Source organism: Nocardia yamanashiensis (assembly GCF_021183565.1).
Lineage (GTDB): Bacteria > Actinomycetota > Actinomycetes > Mycobacteriales > Mycobacteriaceae > Nocardia > Nocardia yamanashiensis.
In genome coordinates this window covers 1,790,059-1,804,614 of the sequence record NZ_CP089226.1, presented here as the reverse complement: position 1 = coordinate 1,804,614, position 14,556 = coordinate 1,790,059, and the positions used below count along the sequence as shown (strand labels likewise).

The 14,556-nt window shown below is 70.3% G+C and carries 10 protein-coding genes; 8 read left to right on the top strand and 2 right to left on the bottom strand.

The features are described from left to right. Window positions 1-3: 3 nt before the first annotated feature. The gene (locus LTV02_RS08650; RefSeq protein WP_233039487.1) at window positions 4-1,452 is read right to left on the bottom strand and encodes an APC family permease; all 1,449 of its coding nucleotides are present in this window, start codon (window positions 1,450-1,452) and stop codon (window positions 4-6) included. Window positions 1,453-1,649: 197 nt separating this feature from the next. Between LTV02_RS08650 and LTV02_RS08645 the strand changes: the two genes are divergently transcribed. From LTV02_RS08645 to LTV02_RS08620, 6 genes are all read left to right on the top strand, one after another. Then, entirely contained in the window at window positions 1,650-3,176 is a 1,527-nt protein-coding gene (locus LTV02_RS08645; RefSeq protein WP_233039486.1) for an APC family permease, read from the top strand. Beyond that, on the top strand, window positions 3,173-3,853 hold the full coding sequence (locus LTV02_RS08640) for a helix-turn-helix domain-containing protein (protein ID WP_233039485.1): 681 nt from the start codon (window positions 3,173-3,175) through the stop codon (window positions 3,851-3,853). The genes LTV02_RS08645 and LTV02_RS08640 overlap by 4 nt, the downstream gene beginning before the upstream one ends. 124 nt (window positions 3,854-3,977) lie before the next feature. After that, the gene (gene car, locus LTV02_RS08635; protein WP_233039484.1) at window positions 3,978-7,481 is read left to right on the top strand and encodes a carboxylic acid reductase; all 3,504 of its coding nucleotides are present in this window, start codon (window positions 3,978-3,980) and stop codon (window positions 7,479-7,481) included. A gap of 109 nt (window positions 7,482-7,590) precedes the next feature. After that, on the top strand, window positions 7,591-8,016 hold the full coding sequence (locus LTV02_RS08630) for a YciI family protein (RefSeq protein WP_233039483.1): 426 nt from the start codon (window positions 7,591-7,593) through the stop codon (window positions 8,014-8,016). Beyond that, window positions 8,016-9,272 (top strand): RNA polymerase sigma factor, encoded by a 1,257-nt coding sequence (locus LTV02_RS08625; protein ID WP_233039482.1) that lies wholly within the window; start codon window positions 8,016-8,018, stop codon window positions 9,270-9,272. Before LTV02_RS08630 ends, LTV02_RS08625 begins: the two co-directional genes overlap by 1 nt. A gap of 119 nt (window positions 9,273-9,391) precedes the next feature. Continuing rightward, window positions 9,392-10,711, top strand: a complete 1,320-nt coding sequence (locus tag LTV02_RS08620; RefSeq protein WP_233039481.1) for a lipase family protein — start codon at window positions 9,392-9,394, stop codon at window positions 10,709-10,711. On the opposite strand, the gene LTV02_RS08615 is transcribed toward LTV02_RS08620, so the two are convergent. Then, window positions 10,679-11,635 (bottom strand): alpha/beta fold hydrolase, encoded by a 957-nt coding sequence (locus LTV02_RS08615; protein WP_233039480.1) that lies wholly within the window; start codon window positions 11,633-11,635, stop codon window positions 10,679-10,681. The genes LTV02_RS08620 and LTV02_RS08615 overlap by 33 nt on opposite strands. Window positions 11,636-11,874: 239 nt before the next feature. On the opposite strand from LTV02_RS08615, the gene LTV02_RS08610 reads away from it, so the two are divergent. Both LTV02_RS08610 and LTV02_RS08605 read left to right on the top strand, forming a co-directional pair. Beyond that, complete coding sequence (locus LTV02_RS08610) at window positions 11,875-13,344, top strand: serine/threonine-protein kinase (RefSeq protein ID WP_233039479.1); 1,470 nt, start codon at window positions 11,875-11,877, stop codon at window positions 13,342-13,344. Further along, window positions 13,341-14,552: a DUF7373 family lipoprotein gene (locus LTV02_RS08605; protein WP_233039478.1), complete on the top strand. Its 1,212-nt coding sequence runs from the start codon at window positions 13,341-13,343 to the stop codon at window positions 14,550-14,552. The genes LTV02_RS08610 and LTV02_RS08605 overlap by 4 nt, the downstream gene beginning before the upstream one ends. Window positions 14,553-14,556 lie beyond the last annotated feature (4 nt).

Genomic DNA, 14,556 nt, shown 5'->3' with positions numbered 1-14,556 from the left:
AATTCAGGCGGCGATGGCATCGACGATGCCGTCGTAGACCGTTCGATTGGCGCGCCGCAGCGTGTACGCCTGCGCGATTCCGGCCAGCGGGAACGCGGCGGTGACGGCCAGCAGCACCGCGGCGAGGGCGGTCGAACCGCCGATCAGCGTCGGGAAGTTCACCACGATCAGCCCGGCCGCCACCGCCAGCCCGAGCAGCCCGAACGCCGGTGCGATCCGGGTGTGCCAGCGGCGGGTATCGCTGCCGGTGCGCGCGAAGTAGACGATGACCGCCGCGCAGGTGACCGCCATCAGCACCGCCACGCCGAGACTCGCCACACCGGAGAACCAGGTGAACACTTCGAGTTCCGGATCGAGGCCGCACAGCGCGAAGACCGCGACCAGGGCGCCCGCCGTGCCGGTCTGCGCGAGCGAGGACAGATGCGGCGATCGGTGGCGGTCGTGCACGCGTGCCAGCCCGCTCGGCAGCACATTGGTCGCGGCCATCGAATGCTGGTAGCGCGCAACCACATTGTGGAAGGAGAGCACGCAGGCGAACAGACTGGTGAGCAGCAGCACGTTGACGGCGACCGCACCGGCGGTGCCCAGATACTCCTGCGCGGTGCGGACGATGAGATCGCCGGGGTTCTCGGCGGCCGCGGCCACGATGCCGTCCGGCCCCCACGCCATGACCAGCGCCCAGGACGCGAACGCATAGAGCACACCGATGGCCAGCACCGCGCCGTAGGTGGCGACCGGGATGGTCCGGGCGGGATCGCGGGCCTCGTCCCGGAACACGGCGGTGGCCTCGAAGCCGATGAAGCCGGCGATGGCCAGCATCAGGCCCAGCCCGGGCGAACCGGAGAGCACCGTGTCGGGCGAGAACGGTTGCGCCGACAGCCCTTCCGCGCCGCCCCGGGCCATCACCACGACGCTGAGCAGCAGCACGATGCCGACCTCGGCGATCAGCAGCAGCCCGAGCGCCTTGGAGCTCACCTCGATATGCCGGTAGCCGAGCACACCGACCACCGCGACGATCGCCAGCGCGTAGCCGTACCAGGGCAGTTCGGGGCCGCCGATGTCCACGATCGAGCGCCGGAGCGCCGCGCCGAGGAATCCGTACACGGCCACCTGCACCATCGTGTAGGTCAGCCAGGCCAGGTAGGCCGCGCCCAGTCCGAGCGGGCGGCCCAGCCCGTACCCGATATAGGTGAAGAACGCACCGGCTTTCGGCACGTGGCGGCTCATGGCGCTGAGCCCGACCGCGAACAGCAGCAGCACGATCGCCGACACCACGAACATGGCCGGATAGCCGGCGCCGTTGCCGATGAGGATGGCGATCGGCGCGCCGCCGCCGATCACGGTGAGCGGCGCGGCGGCCGCGACCACCATGAAGATGATCGCGCCGGGACCGAGCGAACCGCGCAGCCCGGCGGGCGGTGACGCCGGGCCGGATGGGGATGTGGGGGCCATGTGGCACCTCCGGAAGAGCGAGGATCTTTGACCCTCAACACTGTCGGCACACCGTTTTTCGGGACGGTGATGCGGCGGTAAAGGTCGAGGCCACCGCGAATGAGACCGTCCGGCACGGGAGCTGTCTCGTTCGCGACCACGCAGTCCTCATCTCCCCGAAACCGGTGCGATACATGGTTTTCGTAGTTTCCGGGCGTATGGACGCCCGTAGCAGCGCACTCGACCGCGCGATCGCCGACCCGCCGCCGGTGCGCGGGGTGCACGCCACCTCGCCCATGTCCGGGCTGCGCCGCCGCAGTCTGGGCTTCGCCGGGCTGCTGTCGCAATCGGTGTCGGCCATCGCCCCGTGCGCGGCCGCCGCGACGGTGCCGGGCATGCTGGTGAGCACCAGCGGTGACGGGGCGCTGTGGGCGGCGATCCTCGGCGTCGGACTGACCCTGCCGGTGGCGGCGGCCATCAACCAGTTCACCAAACGCGTCGCGACGGCGGGTTCGCTCTACACCTTCACGGCCAAGGGACTCGGCGCGACAGCCGCCTTCCTGTGCGGCATCGGGCTGATCCTCGGATACGGGTTCATCGCCATGTACTCCTTCGCCCACATCGGTCTGCAGGTGTCGAATCTGCTGGGCGCGATGGGTTTCGAGGCGGGTTCGAGCGGATCGGTCCCGCTGTTGAGCGTGCTCGCCGCCGGCGCGGCCTGCGCGGTGGTGATGCTGCGCGGCATCGGCATGTCGGCGCGCTTGAGCCTGCTCGTCGAATCGATCGCGGTGGCGGTGCTGGTCGCACTGGTCGTCGTCCTGTTCCGCGGCCAGGGCCGCCACCCCATCGCCTGGGAACTGCTCGCCCCGCAGCGTGTTCCGTTCTCCGGACTGGTGGTCGGGGTCGTCATCGCCATCACCGCGTTCGTCGGATTCGAAAGCGCGGCCTCGCTGTCGGTGGAGGCCCGCCGGCCCTTCGCCGCGGTCCCGCGCGTGCTGATCTGGTCGCCGCTCGCGGCGGGCGTTCTGGTGGTGGCCGCGACCTCGGTGCAGGCCACCGGTTTTCGCGCGGCCGGCGTCGCGGTCGGCCGCGACCCGGACCCGGTGCGCACCCTGTCGGCGTTCTACGGCGTCGGCTGGATCTCCCCGATTCTGGACTGCGGTGTCGCCGCCTCGTTCTTCGCCTGCGCGCTGGCGTCCTCGACCGCGCTGGTGCGCGTGCTGATGAGCATGGGCATCGACGGCGTGCTGCCCGCCGTGCATCGCACACACCCGGTGTACCGGACCCCGCATCTGGCGATCGGCGTCTCCCTGCCCGTCGTCACCGGCATCCCGCTGCTGTTGCTCGCGTCGGGCGTCACCCAGGCCGTCGGCATACTCCTGGTCGTCTCGGCGGGCGGCTATGTGCTCGCCTACGCCCTGGTCTGCCTCGCGGTCCCGTTCTTCCTGCGCCGCATCGGCGAATTCAGCTTCGGTCCGGCCGTACTCGCGTGCGGCACCGCGCTCGGCCTCACCGGCTGCCTGTCGGTGTTCCTGGTCGCCGAATGGCGCGGACCGCGCGCGGCAGGCGTGTGGCTGCTCGCCCTCGGAACAGCGCTGGGGCTGGCCGGACTCCGGCGCGCCCGACGGCACGGCCCGCATCCGCTCGGCACCCACGACACGCCGATCGGCTCGGAAGTGCTGGGCGGAGCGCGTATTCCGGGCTCCGGCGACGATGCGACCGCACCCGTGCGGAGCCCGGAGTGAGCACGGCGGGCGGTATCGGCGGGCGGCAACCCAAAGCGGTACTGAGCGCACTGGTGGTCCTGGAAGAGGTGGCCGCCTGCGGTCCGGGCGTGACCGCCCGGGAGATCAGCCGCAATCTCGCCATGCCCCGCGCCACCGCCTACCGGCTGCTGAATCTGCTGGTGCAGCAGGAGTATCTGGTCCGCACCCCCGACCTGAGCGGTTTCGCCCTCGGCGCCAAAGTCACCGAGCTCGCCGGAATGGCCACCCCCGCACCGCTGCCCGACACCGTGCTGGACACCCTCGAGCAGCTCCGCGCGCACACCCGCGGCGGCATCCACCTCACCGGCTATCTGCGCACCACCACCCCGCGCCCGCGCGTCCGCATCCTGGACGCCGACCCCGAATACCCCATCGAACACGAGCAGCGCATCACCACCGACCTCACCGCGTCGGCCATCGGCCGCCTGGCCCTCGCCGAATCCGATCCCGCCGCCCACCGCGGCTACGCCCTGCAAGTCGACGAATTGCGCTCCGGCTCCGGCTGTCTGAGCCTTCCCATCCGCAACCGGCGCGGCGTTCTCGTGGCGGGCCTGACCCTCTCCACCACCTCGGCCCGCCTCCGCGACCTCGACGCCGCCCGCCGCCTCCTCGCCCCGGGTCGCGACCGCCTGGAAGCAGCCTTCCGCGGCCATTGAGCGGGTGCGGCCGGGATTCTCTTGACAATGGCCGGGCGGCCGCCCATCGTGGAATAGTTAGCGTAGCTAATTGGTAGCGGGTACCGCTCCCCGGCAAGCGCGCACGGGAGCGAGAGGGGCCGGGATGACGAAGACCAGCTGGAACGATGAGCACTCGATCCGCTTCACCGATCTGCTCGGCCGCCTGCTGGGCGACGAGCAGTTGCGTGCGGCGGTGCCGAGACCCGAGGTCGCCGTGGCGGTGCGCGAACCAGGGCTGAGTCTGGCCGGGACCCTGGACACGATCATTGCGCACTACGCGGACCGCCCGGCCATCGGCTGGCGGGCCCATGCGCTGATCACCGACGACGCGGGACGACGGGTGCGGCAGTGGCTGCCGGAATTCGAGACCATCACCTACCGCGAATTGTGGGATCGGGCCGGGGCAGTCGCCGCCGCCTGGCACGATGATCCCGAAACGCCGGTCCGCACCGGCGATTTCGTGGCGGTGCTGGGGTTCGCCGGGCTCGACACCACCGTGCTCGATCTGGCCTGCATTCGCGCGGGCGCGGTGATCGTGCCGTTGCAGGCGAGCGCCGCGGCGGCGCAATGGCATTCGATCCTGTCCGAGACCTCGCCTCGGCTGCTCGCGATCAGCCTGGATCTGCTGGACGCCGCCGTGGACTGCGTCCTGGACGGCGCGCCGGTCGGCACACTACAGGTTTTCGACTACGAACCCGCCGATGACCGGCACGCGGCGGCCTTCACCGCGGCCGCGAAAAGGCTGGCCACCGCGGGCAGTCCGGTCTCGATCCAGCCATTAGACGCCGCACTGCACCGCGGCCGTGAGCTGCCGCCGATCCCGCTGCCCGCGGACCCGCGTCCGGAAGAACTCGCGTTGCTGATCTACACCTCGGGCAGTACCGGAACGCCCAAAGGCGCCATGTACACCCGCCGACTGGTCACCGACATGTGGGCGAGGCCGACCGAGATCATGATCCCCGTCGTCAACATCAGCTATATGCCGATGAGTCACGTCGCCGGCCGGATGGTGTTGACCGGAACCCTCGCACGCGGCGGCACCACGTATTTCACCGCCGAGAGCGATCTTTCGACCCTGTTCGAGGACATCGCGCTGGTGCGGCCCACCGAACTGTTCTTCGTACCGCGCGTGTGCGATCTGGTCTTCCAGCAGTATCAGCGGGAACTGCGGCGGCTCATCGAGCAAGGCGTCGATCCCGATGCCGCCGACGAGAGCGTGAAAACCGACCTGCGGCAACGATTCCTGGGCGGCCGCCTGGCCCGCGCCATGGTGGGCAGCGCCCCGGTGTCGGCGGAGATGAAGGCGTTCATCGAATCCGTCCTGCAGCAGGTGCTGCACGACGGCTACGGCTCCACCGAAGCGGGCGGCGGGTTGATCCTCGACGGCGAGGTGCGGCGACCGCCGGTGCTGGACTACCGCCTGGCCGATGTGCCCGAACTCGGCTATTTCACCACCGACAAGCCGTATCCGCGTGGCGAATTCCTGGTCAAGACGACTCAGATGATTCCGGGATACTTCAAACGGCCGGACGTCACGGCGGAGATCTTCGATGCCGACGGGTTCTATCGGACCGGCGATATCGTGGCCGAGCTGGAGCCGGATCGCCTCGTCTATCTGGATCGCCGCAACAATGTGCTCAAGCTGTCGCAGGGCGAGTTCGTGGCGGTGGCCAAGCTGGAGGCGCTGTACGCGACCAGTCCCCTGATCCGGCAGATCTTCGTGTACGGCGCGAGCGAGCGGGCGTTCCTGCTGGCGGTGATCGTGCCGACCCCGCAGGCGCTCGAGCTCGATCCCGCCGAACTGCCCGGGGCGCTGGCTCGTTCGTTGCAGGGCATCGCCAAGGACAACCAGCTGGAGTCCTTCGAGCTGCCGCGCGGGCTGCTGCTCGAAACCGAACCGTTCACGGTCGAGAACGGCCTGCTGTCGGGTATCGGAAAACTGTTGCGGCCCAAGCTGAAAGAGCGGTTCGGCGATCGCCTGCATGCGCTCTACGACGACCTCGAAAAGCAGCAGCTCGGCGAGATGGACGAACTGCGGAACGGGGCCGCCGCCCGGCCGGTCGGCGAGACCGTGGTCCGCGCGGCGAAGGCGGTGCTGGGCGCGGTGGCCGAACCGCCCCTGGATGCCCGATTCATCGACCTGGGCGGCGATTCACTGTCCGCACTGACGTTCTCGACACTGCTGCGCGATTGCTTCGAGGTGGAGGTGCCGGTCGGATTGATCGTCGGCCCGGCCACCGAGCTGCGGCGGCTGGCCGAGTACATCGAGACCGAACGCCACGGCACCCGGCCCACCGCCGCCTCCGTGCACGCGCAGCCCGGTGAGATCCGGGCGTCGGAGTTGACCTTGGACAAGTTCATCGACGCCGAAACCCTGGACGCGGCAACATCATTGCCCAGCGCCCCGGCCGAGCCGGTCACGGTGCTACTGACCGGAGCCAACGGCTATCTGGGCCGATTCCTCCTGCTGGAATGGCTCGAACGGCTGGACCACGGCGCGGGCCGGGTGATCTGCGTGGTGCGCGGCAGCGATGCCGAGTCCGCCCGCGCACGCCTGGACACGGTCTTCGACAGCGGCGATCCGGAACTGCTCGCGCACTACCGCGATCTCGCGGCGCGCCGCCTGGAGGTGCTCGCCGGGGATATCGGCGAGCCGAATCTCGGCCTGGCCGAACCGGATCGGCAGCGCCTGGCCGCCACCGTCGACCTGATCGTGCACCCGGCCGCCCTCGTCAACCACGTACTCCCCTACGACCAGCTGTTCGGCCCCAATGTGGTGGGCACCGCCGAGATCATCCGCCTCGCCCTCACCACGCAGCGCAAACCGGTGACCTACCTGTCCACGGTCGCGGTGGCCGCCCAGGTCGCACCGGACGCCTTCGAGGAGAACGGCGACGTGCGCGAATTCAGCGCCGTCCGCAGCGTGGACGACGGATACGCCAATGGCTACGGCAACAGCAAATGGGCGGGCGAAGTACTGTTGCGCGACGCCCACGACCGCTTCGGGCTGCCGGTGGCGGTGTTCCGTTCGGACATGATCCTGGCGCACAGCCGTTTCCGCGGCCAGTTCAATCTGCCCGATATGTTCACGCGCCTGATGCTGAGCCTGCTCGCCACCGGCATCGCCCCGAAGTCGTTCTACGCCACCGACTCCCACGGTAATCGCCGCGCCGCACATTACGACGGCCTGCCCGCCGATTTCACCGCCGCCGCCATCACCGTGCTCGGGGCCGCCAATGTCTCCGGTTTCGCCACCTACGACGTCATCAATCCGCACCGCGACGGCATCTCCCTCGATACCTTCGTGGACTGGCTGATCGAGGCCGGGCAGCCCATCGAACGCATCGACGACTACGCCGAATGGTTCGCCCGTTTCGAGACCGCGCTGCGGGCCCTCCCGGAACGCCGCCGCCGCGATTCGGTGCTGCCGCTGCTGCACGCCTACCGCCGCCCGGCCCCGCCGCTCCCGGGCGCGGCGCTGCCCGCCGAGCACTTCCAGGCGGCCGTACGGACCGCGCGGATCGGCCCGACCGGCACCATCCCGCACCTGTCGCGCGAGCTCATCGGCAAATACGTGGAGGATCTCCGACTGCTCGATCTGCTGTGAATCGCGCCCGGGCGAAATATTCTGCGAACAGGATGTCCGGATCCCTCGGACGGCTTCGACGTTCCGGAAGAAGGCGTCACCGGGACGCCCGATCACGGAGGTGAGACCGATGAAGTACATGATCCTGTCCTACGGCAGCCAGCGCGACTACGACGGTATGGCGGGCCAGGCCACCGGTGACGACGCGTGGACGCCGGAGGAGTTCGCGGGCATGGTCGAGTTCATGCGCAAGTTCAACGCCGAACTCGAAGCGTCCGGCGAACTGGTGGACACCCGGGGCTTGGCGGCGCCGGTGCACACCCGGCGGGTCAGCGGCAGCACCCGGGCCGGGGTGCCGGTCGCGGTGACCGACGGCCCGTACGCCGAAACCCAGGAGGTGCTGGCCGGCTATTGGATCGTGGAGTGCGACAGCTTCGATCGCGCCACCGAGATCGCGCTCCGGCTGGCCGAATGCCCGGCCCCGCGCGCGGTCGCGGCCCGCGCGTTCGCGGATGTGCGGCCCATCGACCAGGGCGCGGACGAAATCCAGTCCTGATGCCCACGCCCGCCGAGGACCTGCTGCGCACCCTCGCGCCGCAGGTCCTCGGCGCGCTGGTGCGCCGCTACGGCCATTTCGACACCGCCGAGGACGCGGTCCAGGAAGCACTGCTGGCCGCCGCCACGCAATGGCCGGACGACGGGACGCCGGATGATCCGAAGGCGTGGCTGCTCACCGTCGCCGCCCGCCGCCTGACCGATATGCTGCGCGCCGAACAAGCCCGCCGCCGTCGCGAAGACATTGTCGCGCAGCAGGTTCCGGCGGATCATTGGACTTCGGGCGCGGCCGGTGAACGCATCGAGGATGCCGATGACACCTTGATCCTGTTGTTCCTGTGCTGCCACCCGGACCTGTCGCCCGCCTCGCAGATCGCCTTGACCCTGCGCGCGGTGGGCGGCTTGACCACCGCCGAGATCGCGCGCGCCTTCCTGGTCCCCGAAGCCACCATGACCCGGCGCATCACCCGCGCCAAACAATCGATCAAGGCCGCGGGCGCCACCTTCCGCATGCCGCGCGCCGCCGAACGCGACGCCCGCCTGGCCGCCGTCCTGCACGTGCTGTACCTGATCTTCACCGAGGGCTATGCCGCCACCGCGGGCCCTGCGCTCTACCGCCGCGATCTGTCCGCCGAGGCGATCCGCTTGACCCGCATCATGTTCCGGCTCCTGCCCGAGGACGACGAAGTGGCCGGGCTGCTCGCGCTCATGCTGCTCACCGATGCCCGCCGCCCGGCTCGCACGGGTCCTACTGGCGAGCTGATCCCGATGGCGGAACAGGACCGCACCCGCTGGGACGCCGACCTCATCGCCGAGGGCATCGCCTTGATCACCGCCGCCCTGCCGCGCGGCGGCCCGCCCGGCCCCTATCAACTGCAAGCCGCCATCGCCGCCGTGCACGACGAGGCCGCCACCTCCGCCGAGACCGACTGGCCGCAGATCGCCGCGCTCTACACGGCGTTGATCACGCTCACCGACAATCCGATGGTCGCCCTGAATCGCGCGGTCGCCGTCGCCATGGCCGAAAACCCGCGCGCCGGCCTGGCGCTGCTCGCGGATCTCGCCGACGACAGCCGCCTGAGCACCGACCACCGCTTTTACGCCGTTCGCGCCCAGCTGCTGGAGATGACCGGCGACACCGCAGCCGCACTCGCCGACTACCGGCATGCGGCGGAACTCACCGGCAGCCTCCCGCAACGCCGCTACCTCACCGAACGCGCCCGAAGCCTGGCAGCCGCTCCCCCATCCGGCGAGTGATCGGCCACTTTGTCTCCCTGGACAAGCCGATCACACCGATTCGGCTCGTAGGCACAGTGACTCGGCACGCGCCGCGGTCTCATACTGACAATTCCGTGCGCGCCGACGAGAGGGATTCCATGAGCATCGACGCCGATGCCGCCACCGGGCCCCGGTCCACCGATCCACGCCGATTCGATACTCCGGCACCCGATCTGCTGCCCGCCGACGATCCGTTCTACCGGCCGCCCACCGGCTGGCAGGCGACCCTGCCCGGCACCGTCCTGCACGCCCGCCCGGTCACGGTGGCGGCGTTCGGCCGCATCCGGCAGCCGCTCACCGCGTGGCAGTTGCTCTATCGCACAACGGATCTGCACGGCGCACCGGACGCGGCGGCGACCACCGTCATGCTCCCGCCTCACCCGGCCCCCGGCCCGCCCCGGGTACTCAGCCATCAGTGCGCCATGGATTCGGTGTCCTCCCGCTATTTCCCGTCCTTCGCGCTGCGCGCCGGCGCACGCGCCCTCGGCAGCCCCACCCAGTTCGAATTCTTCGCCATGACCGCCGCTCTCGCCCGCGGCTGGATCGTCGCCGTCCCCGATCACGGCGGCATGCTCGGCGCGTACGTCGCACCCCGCGAGCCGGGCCATCGCACCCTCGACGGATTGCGCGCCACATTGGGTTTCGCCCCGCTCGAACTCGCCCTCGACACGGCGCTGGGCCTGATCGGCTACTCCGGCGGCGGCATGGCGACCGCCTGGGCAGCAGAACTGGCCGGCACCTACGCGCCGGAACTGAACATCGCGGGCGCGGCCGCCGGTTCACCGGTCGGCGATCCCGCGGCCGCCTTCCTGCGCATCAACGGCAAACGAGCCGCCGGGCTGCCCGTCATGGCCATGGCCGCCCTCCGCCAGGTCTATCCGGCCTTGGACGCGGTGCTGCACGAACACACCACCCCTGCCGGGCGGCAGCTCCTCGAATCCATGCGCACCCGAGGCACATTCAGCGCCATCTCCCACCTGTCCGGCCGCGATATCGGCGACTACACCACCGTCCCGCTGACCGCCCTGCTCGCCCGCCCCGACGTGGACGAGGTCATGCGCGACCTGCGCCTCGGCACCGCCACCCCCGCCATGCCGATCCTGGTGGTGCAGAGCGTCAACGACCAGATCATCGCCGTCGAAACCGTCGACGCCCAGGTCCGCGCCTACCTCGACGGCGGCGCCCGCGTCACCTACCTGCGCGATATTCTCAGCGAACACAACAGCCTCGCCGTCCTCGCCCTGCCCCGCATGCTCGACTGGCTCGCCGACCGCTTCGCGAATGTGCCGCTCCCCGAATCGACCACGACCACCGTCCGCTCGGTCCTCGCCCAGCCCGGCACGCTGTCCGGCTTGCGCCGAATGGGCCGCACCGCAGCGCAGGTCCTACGCGGCCGAAAGATCACTCCGCACCGTTGACGCCACCGCGACCCGCGCCCGCGTGATCAACCGGGTCAGAGCGGTGGCCACATGTTCCGGTTCTTCGAGAATCACCGAATGCCCTGCGCCGTCGATCAATACGAGGTCGGCGTAGTCCACGGCGGCGGCCATGGCGACCGAGTGCGAGGGCGGGGTCATCAGGTCCGCGGAGCCGCACAGGACGAGGGTGGGGATCCGGGACAGGCCCGCCAAGGCGTCGGTGCGGTCGTAGCTGGTGAAGGCGCGCAGGAAGCCCGCCATGGTGACGATCGAGGTCTCGTTGCGCATGGCGTTGGCGAGGGCGAGCACGCGCGGGCTGACCTTGCGATCGCCGAACTCGGCCAGCCGGACCAGCGGCGCGAACACCTTGCAGGCCAGCAGTTTCGCCTGCTGCATGGGATGCGGCGCGAGACGCACGGCGGCCTGGAACAACGTGATCGCGGGATTGGTGAGCAAGCGGCCGAAACCCGATTCGGCGAGTCCGCCGGCGGCGGTCGCGATCAGCCCGACGCCGATGATGCGGGTGCCGATCTCGTGGGCGTACCGCGCGGCATAGGTCAGCAGCGCCATCCCGCCCATGGAATGCCCGACCAGCACGACCGGCCCGTGCGGGGCGACGGCGTCCAGCACCTCGCGCAGATCGTCGGCGAGCTGTTCCAGGTGATAGGTGCGACGGGCGGCGCGGGCCGAATCGCCGTGTCCGCGATGGTCGTAGCAGACCACCCGCGCGCTCGGATACTGCCGGGTCAGCGCGTCCCGCACATAGGTCCAGGACCGCGTGTGCTGGCAGTGCCCGTGCAGCAGCACCACGGTGAGACTCGCGTCGAGACGGCCGTATTCCCGGACCGTGAGACCGGTGCCGTCCGCGGTGACGACCGTCGTGCGCCGATGCGCCGGGGCGGCGAGGGGGCTGAGGGTCGGCATCGGGGACTCCAGGGTCGGGCGGATCGATGCCTCAAGTGTTCGCCCGCCCGGCTCCGGACAGGAGAGCCCCGAGGACTCGATCACCACCGCCCGAGGTGGCGGCGATCACCACCCTGGGTGTAACCCCCGGGCAACCGGTGTGCGCCGAACCGTTGTGCCCGGATTGCGCTGTCGCGTACTGTCAGGCGCGTCGTGCCGGAAGGGTCCCGGCGCGCTGTGGGGACGAGAGGACAGTGCGGGTGGCTGTCGCCGTTGGAGCGGATTTCTCCGGCTATCGCCTGGAACGACTGCTCGGGTCCGGCGGCATGGGAACGGTGTACCTGGCCCGGCATCCCCGGCTGCCGCGTAAGGACGCGCTGAAGATCCTGGCCGAGGAGCACACCGCCGATCCGGCCTTCCGGTCCCGGTTCCTGCGCGAGGCCGAGAACGCCGCGCGCGTGCGGCATCCCAATGTGGTGGCGATCCGCGACCGCGGCGAGCACGCCGGCCGGCTATGGCTGACCATGCAGTACGTCGAAGGCCCCGACCTCGCCGAGATCATCCGCCGCGCACCGGGCATGCTGCCGATCGAGCGAGTGCTGCGGATTCTCACCGAAGCCGCGCACGGACTCGACGCGATCCACCGGACGGGCCTGCTGCACCGGGATGTGAAGCCCGCCAATATCCTCGTCGAGGAACGCTCCGGCCTGGGCGATCGGGTCCTGGTGACCGACTTCGGGATCGCCCGCCCCGCCGGCGAAACCGCCACGCACACCGAGGGATTCGCCGCCACCCTCGCCTACGCGGCCCCGGAGCGCATCCGCGGCGAGACCGGCGATCACCGGGCCGATGTGTACGCGCTCGGCTGCGTGCTCTACGAAATGCTCACCGGCTTCCTGCCTTTCCCGCGCGACACTCCCGCGGCGGTGGTGTTCGCCCACCTCAACGATCCGCCGCCGAAACCGTCGACCTTCGGTGCGCCACCGGGTTTCGACGACGTGATCGCCACCGCGCTCGCCAAGGATCCGGCCGATCGCTTCGCGAGCGGCGGTGCGCTGGCGACCGCGGCGCGCGCGGCCGCCGAGACCACGGTGCGGATCGCCGCCCAGCCGGCCGCGCGGCCCCGCAGCCCGCGGCGGCGCGCGCTGATCGGGACGGCACTGGCCGCGGTCTTCGTGTCCGCGATGGCGCTGACGGTCGCGTTCGGCCGTGACGACCCCGCGCCGCACGCACCGAACTGGACTTCGCTCGGGCCGCAGACGAGCGTGGATTCGGTGTCGTGGGGCGCCTACACCTATGTCGCGCAAGCGTTTCCGGAGCTGCTGCCCGCGTCGCAGTTCGGCGTCGGATACCAGGAGATGTACAGCTGTATCGCCGTCGGCGAGGATCTGCGGACCCGGCCCATCGACGTGTTCACGCCGGTCGGTCGGATCGCCTGCACCGGCAATCGCGAACCGGCGGTCACCGTTCATCTGACCTGCAATGCCGACCGCTCGCCCATCGCCCCGCCCCCGACCTTCGACCGAGCCGAAGGCGACGAGCGCTGGACCCGCCCGTCGGGCACCGGACACCTGCACTGGGGAACGTATCTGGGCTACGAGCTGAAGCTCACCGGCTACCTCCGGGTGTACTTCGACCAGCCGGATCGCAATTTCTGCTACATCGTCGTCACCGGCGCCGATTCCGGAGCTACGCTGCGCACCCGCTGGTGGACGGAGGCGCCGCTGTGAGAACGCTGCGGATACTCGCGATCACGGTCGCGCTGGCGCTGTCGGGGTGCGCGATGTCCGGCCGGCCCGCACCCGGACCCGATCCGGCCGCGCTCGATGTGGGCGCCTTCAGCCGCTATCCGGTCCTCGCGCCGACCGCCGTCACCGAAAACCAGGGCCGGGTGCTCGAATCGGTCCGGATGGCCGAGGCCATGGCGGACCCGGAGGCGGTGGACCCGGCCCTGACCATTCCGCTCGGCGGCACCCGCGCGGTGCCGCTGCCGACACCGGCGAAAGCGGCGGGCCTGCTGGCGGATCCGGTGGCCGCGGTCTTGGCGAAGCGCGGCATGCTGGCCGGTTTCACGGTGGGCGGCACCGACACGGTCGCCGCCCGGCGCGGTACCGTCGGCGCGGGCCGGATCCTGCAGATCGTGGTGCTGCGCTTCCCGGATTCCGTTGCGGCGCAACAGGCCGCGCAGGAAATGGATGCCGTGGACTTCGCGGTGAGTCCGGACAATGTGGCCGTCGCGATTCCGGGGCATGCGTCCGCCCGCGCGCACTGGCGTCCGACCGTGCCGACCCTGGCGGCCACCACCGCCCACGACGTGTTCGTCATCAGCGTGCTCGCGGGCGAGCGCACCCCCGACGGCGCCGCCCTGGCGGCCTTGGCGGGCAAGGCGTTCGACGCGCAGATTCCGCTGTTGCGCGAGTTCACCCCGACACCCGCGGACCGTTTCACCGAGCTCGCGCTCGATCGCGACGGCATGCTCGGCCGGATGGTTCCCGAAGCGCCCGGCCGCTGGCCGTACCCGCAGGTGATCCTCGGCGAGCGCGACGGCAATGCCGGTTGGGACACCCTGTTGCAGGTACGCGGGATCGTCTACGGCCCGCGCGGCGCCGACCTGTTCGTGGGCCGGGAGCCCTTCGAATTGCTGGCGCTCAACCGATTCGACATGCTGGCCCGGTTCGCCGACGCGGCCGCGGCGCACAAGCACTTCGCCGCCATCCGCGGTCGGGTGACCGAGGGCGTGAACCAGCTGGTACCGGCACCGGCCGGGCTGCCGGACGTCAGTTGCAGCGAGAACCTGAAGAATTCGCTGGAATCGATGACCAAGTTCGTCTGTGTGCTCGTGTACGGCCGCTATCTGGCGGAGATCGGCAGCCGGGATTACGACGATGTGCGGCAACGCGCCGCGGCGCAGTACGCGTTGCTGGTGAACAGCGAGTAGGGCC